The sequence below is a fragment of the Streptomyces sp. NPDC036984 genome (assembly GCF_055607665.1).
Window position 1 is genome coordinate 584,701 of record NZ_JBVJRL010000001.1, and the last position, 16,797, is coordinate 601,497.

General features: G+C 66.8%; 21 protein-coding genes. 5 read left to right on the forward strand and 16 right to left on the reverse strand.

What is annotated here, in order from left to right; genetic code table 11:
• Positions 1 to 72 precede the first annotated feature (72 nt).
• Together coaA and ACZ7DL_RS02645 are read left to right on the forward strand one after the other, a co-directional pair.
• Positions 73 to 1,041: a type I pantothenate kinase gene (gene coaA / locus ACZ7DL_RS02640; RefSeq protein ID WP_470771197.1), complete on the forward strand. Its 969-nt coding sequence runs from the start codon at positions 73 to 75 to the stop codon at positions 1,039 to 1,041.
• A 22-nt stretch (positions 1,042 to 1,063) separates the two neighbouring features.
• Complete coding sequence (locus tag ACZ7DL_RS02645) at positions 1,064 to 1,993, forward strand: DUF389 domain-containing protein (RefSeq protein WP_470770852.1); 930 nt, start codon at positions 1,064 to 1,066, stop codon at positions 1,991 to 1,993.
• A gap of 81 nt (positions 1,994 to 2,074) precedes the next feature.
• Here ACZ7DL_RS02645 and glmM read toward each other — a convergent pair whose 3' ends face one another.
• The 3 genes from glmM to rplM form a co-directional block, all read right to left on the reverse strand.
• On the reverse strand, positions 2,075 to 3,433 hold the full coding sequence (gene glmM, locus ACZ7DL_RS02650) for a phosphoglucosamine mutase (RefSeq protein WP_470770853.1): 1,359 nt from the start codon (positions 3,431 to 3,433) through the stop codon (positions 2,075 to 2,077).
• A 219-nt stretch (positions 3,434 to 3,652) separates the two neighbouring features.
• On the reverse strand, positions 3,653 to 4,165 hold the full coding sequence (rpsI, locus tag ACZ7DL_RS02655) for a 30S ribosomal protein S9 (RefSeq protein ID WP_103812805.1): 513 nt from the start codon (positions 4,163 to 4,165) through the stop codon (positions 3,653 to 3,655).
• 42 nt (positions 4,166 to 4,207) lie between these two features.
• Complete coding sequence (rplM, locus tag ACZ7DL_RS02660; RefSeq protein ID WP_030345455.1) at positions 4,208 to 4,651, reverse strand: 50S ribosomal protein L13; 444 nt, start codon at positions 4,649 to 4,651, stop codon at positions 4,208 to 4,210.
• 266 nt (positions 4,652 to 4,917) lie between these two features.
• Between rplM and ACZ7DL_RS02665 the strand changes: the two genes are divergently transcribed.
• On the forward strand, positions 4,918 to 5,790 hold the full coding sequence (locus ACZ7DL_RS02665) for a hypothetical protein (RefSeq protein WP_470770854.1): 873 nt from the start codon (positions 4,918 to 4,920) through the stop codon (positions 5,788 to 5,790).
• 243 nt (positions 5,791 to 6,033) lie between these two features.
• On the opposite strand, the gene truA is transcribed toward ACZ7DL_RS02665, so the two are convergent.
• The 10 genes from truA to secY form a co-directional block, all read right to left on the reverse strand.
• Positions 6,034 to 6,894, reverse strand: coding sequence for a tRNA pseudouridine(38-40) synthase TruA (truA, locus tag ACZ7DL_RS02670; protein ID WP_470770855.1), 861 nt, complete (start codon positions 6,892 to 6,894; stop codon positions 6,034 to 6,036).
• Between the two features lie 91 nt (positions 6,895 to 6,985).
• A complete protein-coding gene (gene rplQ, locus ACZ7DL_RS02675) occupies positions 6,986 to 7,480 on the reverse strand; it encodes a 50S ribosomal protein L17 (RefSeq protein WP_470770856.1) in 495 nt (164 codons plus the stop codon).
• A gap of 179 nt (positions 7,481 to 7,659) precedes the next feature.
• Positions 7,660 to 8,682: a DNA-directed RNA polymerase subunit alpha gene (locus ACZ7DL_RS02680; protein ID WP_003966937.1), complete on the reverse strand. Its 1,023-nt coding sequence runs from the start codon at positions 8,680 to 8,682 to the stop codon at positions 7,660 to 7,662.
• A gap of 143 nt (positions 8,683 to 8,825) precedes the next feature.
• Positions 8,826 to 9,230, reverse strand: a complete 405-nt coding sequence (gene rpsK, locus ACZ7DL_RS02685; RefSeq protein WP_003956432.1) for a 30S ribosomal protein S11 — start codon at positions 9,228 to 9,230, stop codon at positions 8,826 to 8,828.
• A gap of 65 nt (positions 9,231 to 9,295) precedes the next feature.
• On the reverse strand, positions 9,296 to 9,676 hold the full coding sequence (gene rpsM, locus ACZ7DL_RS02690; protein ID WP_009300593.1) for a 30S ribosomal protein S13: 381 nt from the start codon (positions 9,674 to 9,676) through the stop codon (positions 9,296 to 9,298).
• A 198-nt stretch (positions 9,677 to 9,874) separates the two neighbouring features.
• The gene (gene rpmJ / locus ACZ7DL_RS02695; RefSeq protein WP_003974245.1) at positions 9,875 to 9,988 is read right to left on the reverse strand and encodes a 50S ribosomal protein L36; all 114 of its coding nucleotides are present in this window, start codon (positions 9,986 to 9,988) and stop codon (positions 9,875 to 9,877) included.
• A gap of 60 nt (positions 9,989 to 10,048) precedes the next feature.
• Positions 10,049 to 10,270 (reverse strand): translation initiation factor IF-1, encoded by a 222-nt coding sequence (gene infA / locus ACZ7DL_RS02700; RefSeq protein WP_003948620.1) that lies wholly within the window; start codon positions 10,268 to 10,270, stop codon positions 10,049 to 10,051.
• A 151-nt stretch (positions 10,271 to 10,421) separates the two neighbouring features.
• Positions 10,422 to 11,258: a type I methionyl aminopeptidase gene (gene map / locus ACZ7DL_RS02705; RefSeq protein WP_470771199.1), complete on the reverse strand. Its 837-nt coding sequence runs from the start codon at positions 11,256 to 11,258 to the stop codon at positions 10,422 to 10,424.
• A gap of 99 nt (positions 11,259 to 11,357) precedes the next feature.
• Positions 11,358 to 12,020, reverse strand: a complete 663-nt coding sequence (locus tag ACZ7DL_RS02710) for an adenylate kinase (RefSeq protein WP_470770857.1) — start codon at positions 12,018 to 12,020, stop codon at positions 11,358 to 11,360.
• Positions 12,020 to 13,333 carry a preprotein translocase subunit SecY gene (gene secY / locus ACZ7DL_RS02715; protein ID WP_470770859.1) on the reverse strand — a complete coding sequence of 438 codons (1,314 nt, stop codon included), beginning with the start codon at positions 13,331 to 13,333 and terminating at the stop codon, positions 12,020 to 12,022. The genes ACZ7DL_RS02710 and secY overlap by 1 nt, the downstream gene beginning before the upstream one ends.
• 649 nt (positions 13,334 to 13,982) lie before the next feature.
• Here secY and ACZ7DL_RS02720 point away from each other — a divergent pair.
• Together ACZ7DL_RS02720 and ACZ7DL_RS02725 are read left to right on the forward strand one after the other, a co-directional pair.
• On the forward strand, positions 13,983 to 14,402 hold the full coding sequence (locus tag ACZ7DL_RS02720; protein WP_470770861.1) for a hypothetical protein: 420 nt from the start codon (positions 13,983 to 13,985) through the stop codon (positions 14,400 to 14,402).
• A gap of 93 nt (positions 14,403 to 14,495) precedes the next feature.
• Positions 14,496 to 15,434: a hypothetical protein gene (locus ACZ7DL_RS02725; RefSeq protein ID WP_470770862.1), complete on the forward strand. Its 939-nt coding sequence runs from the start codon at positions 14,496 to 14,498 to the stop codon at positions 15,432 to 15,434.
• A 109-nt stretch (positions 15,435 to 15,543) separates the two neighbouring features.
• Here the strand turns inward: ACZ7DL_RS02725 and rplO are convergent, their stop codons facing one another.
• From rplO to rpsE, 3 genes are read right to left on the reverse strand one after another with little or no spacing between them, the layout of a single operon-like run.
• On the reverse strand, positions 15,544 to 15,999 hold the full coding sequence (rplO, locus tag ACZ7DL_RS02730) for a 50S ribosomal protein L15 (protein WP_014674382.1): 456 nt from the start codon (positions 15,997 to 15,999) through the stop codon (positions 15,544 to 15,546).
• Between the two features lie 2 nt (positions 16,000 to 16,001).
• Complete coding sequence (gene rpmD / locus ACZ7DL_RS02735) at positions 16,002 to 16,184, reverse strand: 50S ribosomal protein L30 (RefSeq protein WP_470770865.1); 183 nt, start codon at positions 16,182 to 16,184, stop codon at positions 16,002 to 16,004.
• A 2-nt stretch (positions 16,185 to 16,186) separates the two neighbouring features.
• The gene (gene rpsE / locus ACZ7DL_RS02740) at positions 16,187 to 16,792 is read right to left on the reverse strand and encodes a 30S ribosomal protein S5 (protein WP_019753099.1); all 606 of its coding nucleotides are present in this window, start codon (positions 16,790 to 16,792) and stop codon (positions 16,187 to 16,189) included.
• Positions 16,793 to 16,797 lie beyond the last annotated feature (5 nt).

Here is a 16,797-nt window from a genome sequence, read left to right on the forward strand (position 1 = left end):
GCGTGACGGACCCCACCCGCCGAGCCGTTCAAACTCCGTTAACAATGGACTGTGATCTCACCGGTCTCCTCGATGCCCCGGAGCGCCAACCGGCACAGGCCGGAGGCGACTCCCTACGTCGACCTCACCCGCGCCGAGTGGAGCGCGCTGCGCGACAAGACGCCGCTGCCGCTCACCGCCGAGGAGGTGGAGAAGCTCCGCGGCCTCGGCGACGTCATCGACCTGGACGAGGTGCGGGACATCTACCTCCCGCTCTCCCGGCTCCTCAACCTCTACGTCGGCGCCACGGACGGCCTGAGAGGGGCGCTGAACACCTTCCTCGGGGAGAAGGGCTCCCAGTCCGGCACCCCGTTCGTGATAGGTGTCGCCGGCTCGGTGGCCTGCGGCAAGTCCACCGTCTCCCGCCTCCTCCAGGCCCTGCTCTCCCGCTGGCCCGAGCACCCGCGGGTGGAGCTGGTCACGACGGACGGCTTCCTGCTGCCCACCCGGGAGCTGGAGGCCCGCGGCCTGATGTCGCGGAAAGGATTCCCCGAGTCCTACGACCGCCGGGCCCTCACCCGATTCGTCGCCGACATCAAGGCCGGCAAGGGCGAGGTGTCCGCGCCGGTCTACTCCCACCTCATCTACGACATCGTGCCGGGCGAGAAGCTCACCGTCCGCCGCCCGGACATCCTGATCGTGGAGGGCCTGAACGTCCTCCAGCCCGCCCTGCCCGGCAAGGACGGCCGCACCCGGGTCGGTCTCGCCGACTACTTCGACTTCAGCGTGTACGTCGACGCCAGCGCCGACGACATCGAGAGCTGGTACCTCAACCGCTTCAGGAAGCTCCGCCAGACGGCCTTCCAGAACCCGAACTCGTACTTCCGCAAGTACACCCAGGTCTCCGAGGAGGAGGCCGTGGACTACGCCCGCACACTGTGGCGGACCATCAACAAGCCGAACCTGGTCGAGAACATCGCCCCGACCCGCGGCCGCGCCACGCTCATCCTGCGCAAGGGCCCCGACCACAAGGTCCAGCGACTCAGGCTGCGCAAGCTGTAGCCGCCCCTGTTAGATGGGCGCCATGCTGCATCTGCGCCTGATCACCCCGGCGGAGCAGACCGACGAGGTGGTCCGACTGATCGAGAAGACGGTCGGTACCACCCACCTCGTCGTCCTGCCCGGCGCCGCCCGCAACCCCGCCGGAGACCTCGTCCTGTGCGACGTGGCCCGCGAGGCGGGTGACGAACTCATCAGCGGTCTGCGTCACCTGGCCCTGGACGAGACCGGCTCGATCGCCGTCGAGGACATCGGTCTGTCGCTGTCCCGGCGGGCCGACAAGGCCGAGGAGGAGGCGCCGGGCGAGGGCGCGGACGCGGTGCTGTGGGAGGGCCTGACCGACGCCACCCACGAGGAGTCGACGCTGTCGGTCACCTATGTCGCCTTCATCACTCTGGCGACGATGATCGCGGCCTGCGGTGTCGTCCTGGACAACGCCATCCTGATCGTGGGCGCGATGGCGGTGGGTCCGGAGTTCGGCCCGCTGGCGGGCATCTGCACGGCCCTGGTGCAGCGCCATCCGCGCCTGGCGTGGCGTTCACTGATCGCCCTGCTGGTCGGCTTCGCGGTGGCCATGGCGCTGACCTCGGCATTCAGCCTGCTGATGGATACGGTCGGCCTGTTCAGCAAGGCACAGCTGGAGGCCGACCGGCCCAACACCGGGTTCATCTACGCCCCGGACTGGTTCTCGTTCGTCGTGGCCGTGCTCGCGGGGATCGCCGGCACGCTGTCCCTGACGTCCGCCAAGTCCGGCGCCCTGGTGGGTGTCGCCATCTCCGTGACGACCGTCCCCGCGGCCGCCAACGCCGCCGTGGCACTGATCTACAGCGACACCAACCAGACCCTGCGTTCCTCGGAACAGCTGCTGCTGAACCTGCTCGGCATCATCCTCGCCGGAACGCTCACCCTGCTCACCCATAAGTACTTCTGGAAGCGCCGGCGACCACGCCCCTGAAAGGGGCGCGGGGAACTGCGCGATCAACCACGTACCACCCGCGGCCCGCGACGCACGGTTCCCCCCGCCCCGGACCCGGACCTATCCCAGGGCCGACTTCACCGCATCGGCCAGCCGCCCGGCCACCGACCGAGCCTGATCGATGTCCGCGGCCTCGACCATGACCCGCACCAGCGGCTCGGTTCCGGAGGGCCGCAGCAGCACCCGCCCCGTCGACCCCAGCTCCTTCTCCGCCTCGGCGACGGCGGCGGCGAGGTCGGCGGACGTCTTCACCCGGGACTTGTCCACGTCCGGCACGTTGATGAGCACCTGCGGCAGCCGCTCCATGACGGACGCCAGCTCCCGCAACGTACGCCCGGTCTCGGCGACCCGCGCCGCCAGCAGCAGCCCGGTCAGCGTGCCGTCACCCGTGGTCGCGTGGTCGAGGATGATCACGTGCCCGGACTGCTCGCCGCCGAGGGCGTAGCCGTGCTCCTTCATCTCCTCCAGCACATACCGGTCGCCGACGGCGGTCTGCACCAGCCGGATGCCCGCCCGCTCCATCGCCAGCTTGAAGCCGAGGTTGGACATCACGGTGGCGACCACGGTGTCGGACCGCAGCGTGGAGTGCTCCCGCATGGCCAGCGCGAGCACGCAGAGGATCTGGTCGCCGTCGACCTCCTCGCCGGTGTGGTCCACGGCCAGGCAGCGGTCGGCGTCGCCGTCGTGCGCAATGCCGAAGTCCGCGCCGTGCTCGACGACCGCGGCCTTCAGCTTGTCGAGGTGCGTCGAGCCGCAGCCGTCGTTGATGTTGAGCCCGTCCGGCTCGGCACCGATCGTGACGATCTGGGCACCGGCCCGGGCGAACACCTCCGGCGAAACCCCCGAGGCCGCGCCGTGCGCTTCGTCCAGAACGATCTTCAGCCCGTCGAGCCGGTTGGGGAGCACCGTTAGCAGGTGGGCGATGTACTGCTCGAAGCCCTCGTCGTACGAGCGGACCCGGCCCACGCCGGCGCCCGTGGGCCGCTGCCACGGCTCGCCGTGCCGGTGCGACTCGTACACCGCCTCGATCCTGTCCTCCAGCTCGTCGGCGAGTTTGTGGCCGCCGCGGGCGAAGAACTTGATGCCGTTGTCCGGCATGGCGTTGTGGCTGGCGGAGAGCATCACACCCAGGTCGGCACCGAGCGCGCCGGTGAGGTGCGCCACCGCGGGCGTCGGCAGCACGCCGACGCTCAGGACGTCCACGCCCGCGCTGGCCAGGCCGGCCACCACCGCAGCCTCCAGGAACTCCCCGGACGCGCGCGGGTCCCGCCCGACCACTGCCGTCGGCTTGTGGCCCTCGAAGGTGCCCGCCTCGGCCAGCACATGCGCCGCGGCGACGGAGAGGCCGAGCGCCATCTCGGCCGTCAGATCCGCGTTGGCGACACCGCGCACGCCGTCCGTGCCGAAGAGTCGTCCCACTTGTCCTCCTGAGGAAGCGTTCGATGTCGGAAGCGGACAGGCGCCGCGTCGGGTGTCAGGCGCTCCGGCATCCGATCACACAAGCCTCTGAGCGTCTTGTGTCGTTATACGCCCTTGGCTGGGATAAACGAACGCCCCGACGGCACATGTGGCGTGCCGCCGGGGCGTTCGGAGTACGCGGGGCCGAAGCCCGTACCACGTACGAGCAGGCAGCGAAGCTTAGCGCTTGCTGTACTGCGGAGCCTTGCGGGCCTTCTTCAGACCGGCCTTCTTGCGCTCGACCGCACGGTCGTCGCGCTTGAGGAAGCCGGCCTTCTTCAGCGGGCCGCGGTTGTTGTCGACGTCGGCCTCGTTCAGCGCACGGGCGACACCGAGACGGAGCGCACCGGCCTGACCGGAGACACCGCCACCCGCGATGCGGGCGATGACGTCGTAACGGCCCTCGAGCTCCAGAACCTTGAACGGCTCGTTGACTTCCTGCTGGTGCACCTTGTTCGGGAAGTAGTCCTCGAGGGTGCGACCGTTGATCTTCCACTTGCCGGTGCCCGGAACGATCCGGACGCGGGCGATGGCGTTCTTGCGGCGGCCCAGGCCGGCGGCCGGCTGGGGCTCGCCGAAGCGGGAGGCCAGGGACTCCGAGGTGTACTCACCCTCGACGGGGACCTCGGACTCGGTGGTGTAGCTGTCGATGTCAAGCTCTTCGAGCGGCTGCTCGGCAGTGGTCTCGGCCACGATTCTCCTCAGATTCTCTTCAGTCTTAGGGGGTGGCCGGACTTACTGCGCGACCTGGGTGATCTCGAACGGCACCGGCTGCTGGGCAGCGTGCGGGTGCTGGTCACCCTTGTAGACCTTCAGCTTCGAGAGCATCTGACGGCCCAGAGTGTTCTTGGGGAGCATGCCCTTGACGGCCTTCTCAATGGCCTTCTCGGGGTTCTTGTCGAGCAGCTCGTCGTAGCGGACGGAGCGCAGACCACCCGGGTAGCCGGAGTGGCGGTACGCCATCTTCTGGGTCCGCTTGTTGCCGGACAGGTGCACCTTGTCGGCGTTGATGATGATGACGAAGTCACCAGCGTCGACGTGCGGAGCGTAGATCGGCTTGTGCTTGCCCCGGAGGAGGGTCGCAGCGGTGGTGGCGAGACGGCCCAGGACAACGTCCTGAGCGTCGATGACGTGCCACTGGCGCGTCACATCGCCGGGCTTGGGGCTGTACGTACGCACGGTTCGTAGCCTTCGCTTCGAGTGAATGGTCCTAAACAAGGTCACCGAAACGATCACGACAGCCTTGACCGCACTGCGGTGACGCAAACCGCGTGCTGATCGCTGGTCATCGGCCCGGTGGACCGGTGTAAGGGCCCGTCCCGTGAGAATGAGCAAGCCAATACACAACGAAGAAGTAGGTTACCGGGCAGCCCCCGGACGGGTCAAAACGAGGCAGGCCGACTGACGGACTCCACACCACCGGCCCCCCGTCTAAGATGCGCCCCATGAGTAACGGGCAGGGGGGACCCCAGTCTCAGTGGGATCCCTGGAAACCGCAATCCCAGCAGCCATGGAACAGCGCAGCCGACGACGGAACTCCGGACTGGGCCGCGCTCGCCGAGGCATCGGAGACGCGGAACAAGCGCCGCAAGCTGCTGTTCATAGCCGGCGGCGCGCTCGCCACGATCGCGATAGGCACGGCGGTCGCCATGGCCGTCGTCTCCGCGAACGGCGGTGACCCGGAGGCAGGCCCCAGCAATCTTCCCGCCAGCGCCTCCATTCCCGGGTCCGCCACCGCGACGCCGTCCTTCGCACCGACCAGCGCGCCGCCGCCGCTGGACCCCAAGGACTTCATCTCCAGCGCCAAGAAGGACACCGCTCCGCTCAGTCCGGAGACGCTCTTCCCGGGCACCCAGCTGACCATGGGCGAGACGGTGTACAAGAAGGGCACCACCGCCGACACCACCTCCTGCGCCTCGGCGGCCAGCGGCACCCTGCCCAAGATCCTCACCGCCAACGGCTGCACCCGCCTCATGCGTGTCACCTACACCAACGGCGGCGTCGGGGTAACCGTGGGCGTCGCGGTCTTCGACAACGCGGCGCAGGCCGCGAAGGCCAAGGCCCAGACCAACGACAGAAGCATCGTGCGCTCGCTGTTCGGCAAGGGCGTCAAGCCGTTCTGCGACGGGGCGTTCTGCCGCTCGACGAGAAACGCCTACGGCCGCTACGCCTACTTCACCATCGCCGGCTTCTTCAACGGCAAGGACGTGACGAAGACGGACACGAAGGTCTTCGGCACCGGCGACGACCTGGCCCAGTTCACCGTCAACCAGATCCACCGCCGCGGTCAGGCCCAGGCCTCCGCCGCCGCCCGGTAGCCGGGCCGGTGCCGCTTCGACCGAAGCCGCACCGGCACCACCGCCGCCTCGGGACGGGTGCGCGGCGCAGGCACCGCGTCTAGGGGGTTTCGTTTGGATCAGGTCGGATCAGGCCGCGGCGCATGGTGCGGTGCATCGCAAGGCGGAGGATCACCCGCGTACTGGGCGTACTCGGGTGGTCCGACAACGCGGCGAGGTGCCGTGCCGGGCGTCGCGGACCCGGGCTGATCCAAACGAAGCCCCCTAGCAGGTCGCGCAGCCCGCCCCGGGAAGCGAGCGCTTGTTCCGCGCCTCCTTGTTCCGGGCCGCCAGCAGCTCGTCGGCCGGGTAGCCGACCTCCTCCAGGGTCAGCCCGTGCGGGCGTACGACGTGCACGGCGGAGTCGCGCACCCCCACGGCCAGCACCTTTCCGGGCCACTCCGGGCCCCGGTGCCCGTCCCCGACGAACAGCAGCGCGCCGATCAGCGAGCGCACCATGTTGTGACAGAACGCGTCCGCGCGGACGGTCGCGGTGATGATCCCGTCGTCCCCCCGCACCAGGCTCAGCTCCTGGAGCGTGCGGATGGTGGTCGCGCCCTCCCGCCGCTTGCAGTAGGCGGCGAAGTCGTGCTCCCCGAGCAGTGCCCGCGCGGCCTCGTTCATGGCGTCCACGTCGAGCGGCCAGTCGTGCCACAGGACGTGGTTGCGCAGGATCGGGTCGACACCGCCGGGGTTGTCGGTGACCCGGTAGGCGTACCGGCGCCAGACGGCGGAGAAACGGGCGTTGAAGCCGCTCGGGGCCGGCCTGAGGGCCCACACCCGCACGTCCTTCGGCAACCGCCCGGCGAGCCGCTTCAGCAGCTTCTGGTTGTGCTCCCGCCAGACCCCCTCGGGCAGGTCCACGTGCGCCACCTGCCCGCGCGCGTGCACCCCGGCGTCGGTCCGCCCGGCGACGGTCAGCTCGAACGTCTCCCGCGACCGCGTCACCGTGCGCAGGGCGTCCTCGATCTCGCCCTGCACGGTCCGCTTGCCGCCGGCCTGCTTGGCCCAGCCATGGAAGTCGGTGCCGTCGTAGGAGATGTCGAGGCGGACACGGACGTACCCGGGCTGTACTTCGTCACTCACGCAGAAATCCTCTCAGGGCCGTGCCCTTGGAAAAGACGCGAAAGCGGGCCCGCCCCGAAGGGCGAACCCGCTTGTCGCGTCAGGCAGAGCCTCAGGCGTCCTTCGACTCCTCGGCAGCGGCCTCCTCGGCCGGCGCCTCGGTGGTCTCCGCAGCCTTGGCCTCCTCGGCCTCCTTGACCGCACGCTTGGTGGCGGCCTCGGCCTCACCCACGGCGTTCTGCTGCACCGTCAGCGCCTCGACCAGCTCGATGACGGCCATGGGCGCGTTGTCGCCACGGCGGTTACCGATCTTGGTGATGCGGGTGTAACCACCCGGACGGTTCTCGTAACGCGGGCCGATCTCGGTGAAGAGCGTGTGGACGACACTCTTGTCCGTGATGACCTGGAGCACCTGGCGGCGGTTGTGAAGGTCGCCCTTCTTCGCCTTGGTGACCAGACGCTCGGCGTACGGGCGCAGGCGGCGGGCCTTCGCCTCGGTGGTGGTGATACGGCCGTGCTCGAAGAGGCTCTTCGCCAGGTTCGCGAGGAGCAGCTTCTCGTGCGCGGCGCTGCCGCCCAGACGGGCACCCTTGGTGGGCTTCGGCATGGTTCTTCTCCTGTGTGTCTGCCCCGGCCGTATCAGGTACCGGGGTCAGTATCCGAGCAGGCGGTCGCCTGTCGGAGATCCGGGGTGTCCCCGAAGGGGCGCCCCGGAAGGGGCGCGGGGAACTGCGCGATCAAGCACAGCGCACCCGCACCCGAGTACGGACCGGAAGGCCCGAGCTCTTAGTACTGCTCGGTCTCGACGAACCCGGCGTCCGCGTCGTCGTCGGCGCCGAAGGCGTCCGCAGCGGCGGTCGGGTCGAATCCGGGCGGGCTGTCCTTCAGGGCCAGGCCCATGCCGGCCAGCTTCGCCTTGACCTCGTCGATGGACTTCGCACCGAAGTTGCGAATGTCGAGGAGGTCGGCCTCGGAGCGCGCGACCAGCTCACCCACGGAGTGGATGCCCTCACGCTTGAGGCAGTTGTAGGAGCGGACGGTCAGCTCGAGCTCCTCGATCGGGAGCGCGAGGTCGGCCGCCAGCGCCGCGTCCGTCGGGGACGGACCCATGTCGATACCCTCGGCGTCGATGTTCAGCTCGCGGGCGAGACCGAACAGCTCGACCAGGGTCTTACCGGCGGAGGCCATGGCGTCACGCGGACGCATCGCCTGCTTGGTCTCGACGTCGACGATCAGCTTGTCGAAGTCGGTGCGCTGCTCGACACGGGTCGCCTCGACCTTGTACGTGACCTTGAGCACCGGCGAGTAGATGGAGTCGACCGGGATACGGCCGATCTCCTGGCCCACCTGCTTGTTCTGCACGGCGGAGACGTAACCGCGACCGCGCTCGACGGTCAGCTCCATCTCCAGCTTGCCCTTGCCGTTGAGCGTGGCGAGGACCAGGTCGGGGTTGTGCACCTCGACACCGGCCGGGGGCGCGATGTCGGCGGCGGTGACCAGACCCGGGCCCTGCTTGCGCAGGTACATCACGACCGGCTCGTCGTGCTCCGAGGAGACGACCAGCTGCTTGATGTTGAGGATCAGGTCGGTGACGTCCTCCTTGACGCCCGGCACGGTGGTGAACTCGTGCAGCACGCCGTCGATCCGGATGCTGGTGACAGCGGCACCGGGGATCGAGGACAGGAGGGTGCGGCGGAGGGAGTTGCCGAGGGTGTAGCCGAAGCCCGGCTCCAGCGGCTCGATCACGAACCGGGAGCGGAACTCGTCGACGACCTCTTCGGTCAACGAGGGACGCTGAGCGATCAGCATGTGTGGATCAGATCCTTCTTTCGTGGACGCCCGCTATTTGACGTCCGACGGAAACCGCACCCGTGAAAAGTGCGGGTACTGCAAGGGTACGGGCGGCACGACCCGTAGGGGACGTACCGCCCGGAAACCGCAGCTGAAGCGGGTCAGACGCGACGACGCTTCGGCGGACGGCAGCCGTTGTGCGGGGTCGGGGTGACGTCCTGGATGGAGCCGACCTCGAGGCCCGTGGCCTGCAGGGAGCGGATCGCGGTCTCACGACCGGAACCCGGACCCTTCACGAACACGTCGACCTTGCGCATGCCGTGCTCCTGGGCGCGGCGGGCAGCCGACTCGGCGGCCATCTGCGCGGCGAACGGCGTGGACTTCCGGGAGCCCTTGAAGCCGACGTGGCCGGCGGAGGCCCAGGAGATCACGTTGCCGGACGGGTCCGTGATCGAGACGATCGTGTTGTTGAACGTGCTCTTGATGTGCGCGTGGCCGTGAGCGACGTTCTTCTTTTCCTTGCGGCGCACCTTCTTGGCAGCGCCCTGACGTCCCTTGGGGGGCATCTACTAACTCCTACGGGAGGTGGTCGGTCCTACAGCGAAGACCGTGGACAGGTGTCCGCTGCGGACTACTTCTTGCCCGGCTTCTTCTTGCCGGCGATGGCGCGACGCGGGCCCTTGCGGGTGCGGGCGTTGGTGCTGGTGCGCTGACCGCGGACGGGCAGACCGCGACGGTGACGGAGACCCTGGTAGCAACCGATCTCGACCTTGCGGCGGATGTCGGCCTGGATCTCGCGACGGAGGTCACCCTCGGTCTTGATGTTGTTGTCGACGTACTCGCGGATCGCGACGAGCTGCTCCTCGGAGAGGTCGCGGACGCGGGTGTTCGGGTCGACGCCGGTCGCAGCCAGCGTCTCCTTCGAGAGGGTCCGGCCGATGCCGAACACGTAGGTGAGGGCGACCTCCACGCGCTTTTCGCGCGGGATGTCAACACCGGAAACGCGTGCCATTCAATGGCTCCTGGTGAATCTTCGGAGGTCTTCCGCAGAACCGGCTCCCGGCCGCCGTACCAGGTACGAACCGGGTCCCCGGCCTCCGAACCGGGGGTGTCGAGCCGTATCGGGCGGCTCGGGTCCTGCGTATGAACATATTCAGCTCGCGTCGCGCGAAAACTCTGCGATAGAGGTGCAGAGGGAGATGGTCGTGCGTCAGCCCTGGCGCTGCTTGTGGCGCGGGTTGTCGCAGATGACCATGACCCGGCCGTGACGGCGGATCACCCTGCACTTGTCGCAGATCTTCTTGACGCTCGGCTTGACCTTCATGGGGTGAGGTTCTCCGGGTCAGTGCCATCGCTCCGGGCGGGCCCGGGGCGCGGGCAAGATCTACTTGTACCGGTAGACGATCCGGCCACGCGTCAGGTCGTACGGAGACAGCTCCACCACGACCCGGTCGTCAGGGAGGATGCGGATGTAGTGCATACGCATCTTGCCGCTGATGTGTGCCAGGACCTGGTGGCCGTTCTGGAGCTCGACCTTGAACATGGCGTTCGGCAGAGACTCGACGACAGTGCCCTCGATCTCGATGGCACCTTGCTTCTTGGCCACGCTTCGCCCTTCGAATCGACTACCTTGATCGACTCTCCCGCTTCCCTTACGGGTGCATGCGGACATGCGGGTGCACGAGAGCCGACGAGTCAGTCTACGTCGCCGCTCCCGGAAAGGCGAATCGAGGAAGTCTGCCCCATGCCGGTGACGGTCATGCCAGAGGGTCGGGGGCGGTCGTGACGCCGTACTCGGCGAGCTTGGCCCTGCCGCCGTCGGGGGCCGTCAGGACCAGGGGGCCCTCCGCCGTGAGGGCGACCGAGTGCTCCCAGTGGGAGGACCAGGTGCCGTCGGTCGTGATGACCGTCCAGTCGTCCGACAGGACCTCGGTGCGCGGGGTGCCCAGGGACACCATCGGCTCGATCGCGAGGCAGAAGCCCGGGACCAGCTTGGGGCCCTTGCCTCGGCGGCGGTCGACGTAGTTCAGCAGGTGCGGGTCCATGTGCATCTCGGTGCCGATGCCGTGGCCGCCGTAGTCCTCGATGATCCCGTACTTGCCGCCGCCCGGCTTCGGCTGGCGGCGGATGTAGGTCTCGATCGCCCGCGAGATGTCGACCAGGCGGTTGCCCAGCTTCATGGCCGCGATGCCGGCCCACATGGACTCTTCCGTCACCCGGGACAGCTCGACCAGCTCCGGAGCGTGGCCGGAGCCCACGAAGGCCGTGTAGGCGGCGTCACCGTGCCAGCCGTCGACGATCGCGCCGCAGTCGATGGAGATGATGTCGCCGTCCTTGAGGACGACGTCGTCGGAGGGGATGCCGTGGACGACCACGTCGTTGACCGAGGTGCAGATCGTCGCGGGGAAGCCGCCGTAGCCCAGGAAGTTCGACTTCGCACCGTGCTCGGCGAGGACCTTGCGGGCCACCTCGTCCAGGTCCTTGGTGGTCGCACCCGGCACCGCGGCTTCACGCGTGGCCGCGTGGATGGCGGCCACCACCAGGCCCGCCGCCCGCATCTTCGCGATCTGCTCGGGGGTCTTGATCTGGACCATGGGGGGCCTGCGCTCTCCGTCACTCACGTCGACTGGGATACCTGTACAACAGTACGGCCGCGGCACCCGGGAGGGCACCGCGGCCGGAAGGGCCGGAATCTACTTCCCGGCCTTCTCGCGCTTGAGGGCCTCGAGCGCCCGCTCGGTGATCTCGGCCACCGGGCCCAGGGAGGAGATCGTCACGACCAGGCCCTGTGCCTTGTAGTAGTCGATGATCGGCTCGGTCTGCGTGTGGTAGACCTCCAGCCGGGTGCGGACGGTCTCCTCGCGGTCGTCGTCGCGCTGGTACAGCTCACCGCCGCAGACGTCGCACACGCCCTCCTGCTTCGGCGCGTTGTACGACTCGTGGAAGACGTGCGAGGAGTCGTTGCGGCAGATACGCCGGCCGGCGATCCGCTTGACGACCTCGTCCTCGGGTACCTCGAGGTCCAGGACGGCGTCCAGCGTGATGCCCTCGGTCCGGAGCAGCTCGTCCAGGGCCTCGGCCTGCGAGACGTTGCGCGGGAAGCCGTCCAGCAGGAAGCCGTTCTCCGCGTCCGGCTGCTCCATCCGATCCTTGGCCATCGCGATGGTCACCTGGTCCGGGACGAGGTTGCCGGCGTCCATGTAGGACTTCGCGAGCTTGCCCAGCTCCGTCTGCCGGCTGATGTTGGCCCGGAACAGGTCGCCCGTGGAGATGTGCGGGATGGCCAGCTTCTCTGCGAGCCGGACGGCCTGCGTTCCCTTACCGGCACCCGGCGGCCCGACGAGGACGATACGCATCAGCGGAGGAACCCTTCGTAATTGCGCTGCTGGAGCTGGCTCTCGATCTGCTTCACCGTCTCCAGGCCGACACCCACGATGATGAGGATGCTGGTCCCGCCGAACGGGAAGTTCTGGCTCGCGTTGAAGCCCACCAACGCCATTGTCGGTACGAGAGCGATCAGACCCAGGTACAGCGAACCCGGCCAGGTGATCCGGTTGAGCACGTAGCTGAGGTACTCAGCGGTCGGTCGGCCAGCCCGGATGCCCGGGATGAAGCCACCATACTTCTTCATGTTGTCGGCGACTTCCTCGGGGTTGAAGGAGATCGCCACGTAGAAGAACGCGAAGAAAACGATGAGCAAGAAGTACGAAGTGATGTAAATCGGGTGGTCGCCCTTGGTGAGGTTCGCCTCGATCCACGTCTTCCAGCCCGACTTACCCCCCGAGAACTGCGCCACGAGCGCCGGGATGTAGAGCAGCGAGGAGGCGAAGATGACGGGAATCACACCCGCCTGGTTCACCTTGAGCGGGATGTACGTGGACGTACCACCGTAGGAACGCCGGCCGATCATGCGCTTCGCGTACTGCACCGGGATGCGGCGCTGGGCCTGCTCCACGAAGACGACGAGCGCGACCATGACCAGGCCCACGGCGATGACGGTGCCGAACTCGATCCAGCCGCCGGCCAGCGTGCCCTGCTTCTTGATGGCCCACAGCGCGGACGGGAAGGTCGCGGCGATCGAGATGAACATCAGGATCGACATGCCGTTGCCGATGCCGCGGTCGGTGATCAGCTCACCGAGCCACATCACGACGGCCGTACCGGCGGTCATGCAGATGACCATCGTGATCGTCGTGAAGATCGCCTGGTCCGGGACGATCTGGCTCGCCACCGAGCAGGTGCCGAACAGGGCACCACTGCGAGCGGTTGCCACCAAACCAGTGCCCTGCAGGATGGCCAGCGCCACGGTCAGGTAGCGGGTGTACTGCGTGATCTTGGCAGTGCCGGCCTGCCCCTCCTTCTTGAGCGCTTCGAGGCGCGGGATCACGACCGTCAGCAACTGCAGAATGATGCTGGCCGTGATGTACGGCATGATCCCGAGCGCGAAGATCGTGATCTGCAGCAGCGCACCACCGCTGAACATGTTGACCAGCCCGAAGAGGCCCTGGTTACCGGAGGCCTCGCGGACGCACTGCTGAACGTTCCTGTAGTTGACGCCCGGGATCGGGATGTGGGTACCGACCCGGTAGACCACGATGATGCCCAGCGTGAACAGCAGCTTCTTGCGCAGGTCGGGCGTCTTGAACGCCCGGGCGAACGCGGTGAGCACGGTGCCTCCTGCGACCCCCGCGTATGCGCGTGAGGTGACGACTAATTTCGGGTTGATGACCTGTGGAACGAGGTTACGGCATGCCAAGACAGCGCTGGATGCCAGTCGCCACAGCCTACCTATATCAGGGCTCCGCCGGAACGCCGACCGATGGCCCGTCAGAGGTGAGCCGTCGCCCCTTCGCATCTCACGGCACCTTCGACCACACGTCTCCTCCGGCGGCCGTCACCGCCGCTGCGGCGGCGAGCCTGCCGCCGACTTCAACGGCGGCGACTGCGTCATGGCCCCGCCGCGAGCCGGGCCGCCGGTTCTAGAACCTCCTGCTCCGGTCACCGGATCCCGCTTCGCATCCTCGTGCGCCTGCCCCCTCTGCAGTTGATTCCATGCGGGATCGCCTTGACTCGCTGCTGCCACGGCGTGAACGGCGCTTCCCGGGGGACGCGCCACAGGGTGCCGGATTCAACAATTCCAATTCGGATACCGCCGATTTTCGGCCAACCCCTGTCACTCGTGCGCGCCAAAAAGGATTGACATGTGCAACCCATGAATCTTATGATCACCGGCGACCAAATCGATCAGTAATCTCGAACTGATCCCACCCGTGCGCAGGCACATTGCGCATAGATAGTTGAAGCGAAAAGGGGGAATTGTGGCGAAGGTACGTCTGGTCGCTACTGCGGCGGCAACCGCCGTTGCCGGGATCGCTATGGCCGCAACGTTCACGTCACCTGCCGTCGCTCGTACGGGAGACGGAAAGTGCGAGAAGACAGAACTGTGCGTGTACGACTCCTACGGCGAAAAGACGGATGAGGGCTACTACGACCTCAGGGGCGGACACAAGAATTTCCACGGAATGTACTGGTTCCGTGGCGATCACGGCTACATCGGCGATGACATCAGCTCTGTCAAGGCAGGGACGAGCCCTGACTGCGAGGGCTGGACCATCTGGAAGAACGTGGACTACACGGGCTACAGCTTCCATATCGCCAAGGGAGTGAAGTTCGACTTCACGGGTGGCTACGCCTGGATGTACAACGAGGCCTCGTCCCTCTCCAAGTGGCGCTGTTGATCTCCAGCTGGTGCTGACAACCAAACACCGTGAACGAGTGCCGGTCCTTCAGGGCCGGCACTCAGCCGTCTTATGGGGGCAGTTGAAAACCGGATGAAGAATCTCACTCAGTACAGCATGAGCACTCTTGCGCTCGCCGCAGCGCTGGTCGCCTGCTCGACAGCAGGGAAGGGCACAGAGGAGAAGCACAGTCAGCCCGAACGCGCGAACATCGACGTGAAGACGGGACACGTCAACCGACCGCTGGACAGATACTTCCCGTCCCCGCAGGAAGTTTTCCAAATCAGGACGGCGGAAGTATCTCTGACCAATCGATGCATGCGCGATCTTTCTTATGAGAGTCACCCACTGCCGCTGCCCCGGATGGAGCACGAGGAGTCGAATCGTTCCGAGTTCCTGGTGTTCCCTCTGTCCCAGGTTCGAAAAGACGGATACAAAGTCACCCACAAGACACCCGAATCAAAAACAGAGTGGAGTCGTCGGGCTACACGTACACAGCGCGGACTACTGGACGGAAGCCTAAGACGCTACAAACACAAAGTCGTTCCCAAAGGTGGCTGCTCGACATTCGCCGCCCAGACCCTCATGAAAGGAACGAAGCCCCACCGGATTCAAATCGAGGGCATGTCCATTACCCATGACGCGAGTGCAACACCAGATGGGATCATCGACACCGTGATGAGCGCCATGCGATACTCCACGGCCGTGAAATCCGACAACGATAAAAGGGTCAAGGGCGTCAACGAGAAGTGGGCTTCCTGCATGCGGAAAGCAGGCTTTCACTACGCCTCTCCGCAGGCGGCGGCGAATGACGGCAGGTGGTCCAGGGGCAACAAGCCGACAAAGCTGCAGACATCCGTTGCGGTAGCGGACATGGAATGCAAGAAGACGGTTCGCTACCTGGACACTGTGGTCGAAGTGCAGTCCGAGTACGAGCGAAGCATGATAGCAAAGGAGTCAGCGACTCTCACTTCGCTTCAGGAAGACTTGAAGGTATGGCTGTCCAACGCCAGAGATGAAGTGAACAAATAGCCGCCCACAAAATACGACACAGGTCGGCCTGTAAACGCTGCCCACATGAATAAGTAGAGCCGCCCCCGCGGTAACGCGGGAGCGGCTCTACTTGGAACTACGAACTAGCTCAGACGAGCTCGGTGACCGTACCGCCGGCGGCGGTGATCTTCTCCTTGGCGGAGCCGGAGACGGCGTCGACCGTCACCTGCAGCGCCACGGAGATCTCGCCCTGGCCGAGGACCTTGACGAGGCTGTTCTTGCGAACGGCACCCTTGGCCACCAGACCCTCGACGGTGACCTCGCCACCCTCGGGGTAGAGCGCGGCCAGCTTGTCGAGGTTCACGACCTGGTACTCGGTCTTGAACGGGTTCTTGAAGCCCTTCAGCTTCGGGAGGCGCATGTGCAGCGGCATCTGGCCGCCCTCGAAGCGCTCCGGAACCTGGTAGCGGGCCTTGGTGCCCTTGGTACCACGACCGGCCGTCTTACCCTTCGACGCCTCACCACGACCCACACGGGTCTTGGCGGTCTTGGCGCCCGGGGCGGGACGGAGGTTGTGGATCTTCAGCGGGTTCTGCTCCGCCATGATCAGTCGACCTCCTCGACCGTCACGAGGTGGCGGACGGTCTGCACCATGCCGCGGAACTCGGGGCGGTCCTCCTTGACGACCACGGTGTTGATCCCCTTGAGACCAAGCGACCGCAGAGTGTCACGGTGGTTCTGCTTGCTGCCGATGTAGGACTTGACCTGCGTGATCTTGAGCTGCGCCATGATTACGCACCCGCCCCGGCACGCGCACGCAGCAGAGCCGCGGGAGCGACGTCCTCGAGCGGCAGACCACGGCGGGCCGCGATCTCCTCGGGACGCTGCAGACCCTTCAGGGCCTCCACGGTGGCATGCACGATGTTGATGGCGTTGTCGGAGCCGAGCGACTTCGACAGCACGTCGTGGATACCGGCGCACTCGAGCACGGCACGCACCGGACCACCGGCGATAACACCGGTACCCGGGGACGCGGGCTTGAGCAGCACGACGCCGGCAGCCTTCTCACCCTGGATGGGGTGCGGGATGGTGCCCTGGATCCGGGGGACCTTGAAGAAGTGCTTCTTGGCCTCCTCAACGCCCTTGGCGATGGCGGCCGGCACCTCCTTGGCCTTGCCGTATCCGACACCCACGGTGCCGTCACCGTCGCCCACCACGACCAGCGCGGTGAAGCTGAAACGACGACCACCCTTCACAACCTTGGCGACGCGGTTGATCGCGACGACGCGCTCAACGTACGCGGTCTTCTCGGCGGCAGCAGCGCCGCCGTCACGGCCCTTCCGGTCCCGCCGCTCGCCGCCACCGGCACCGCTTCCGCGGCGCTGGGGTCCAGCCATTGGAT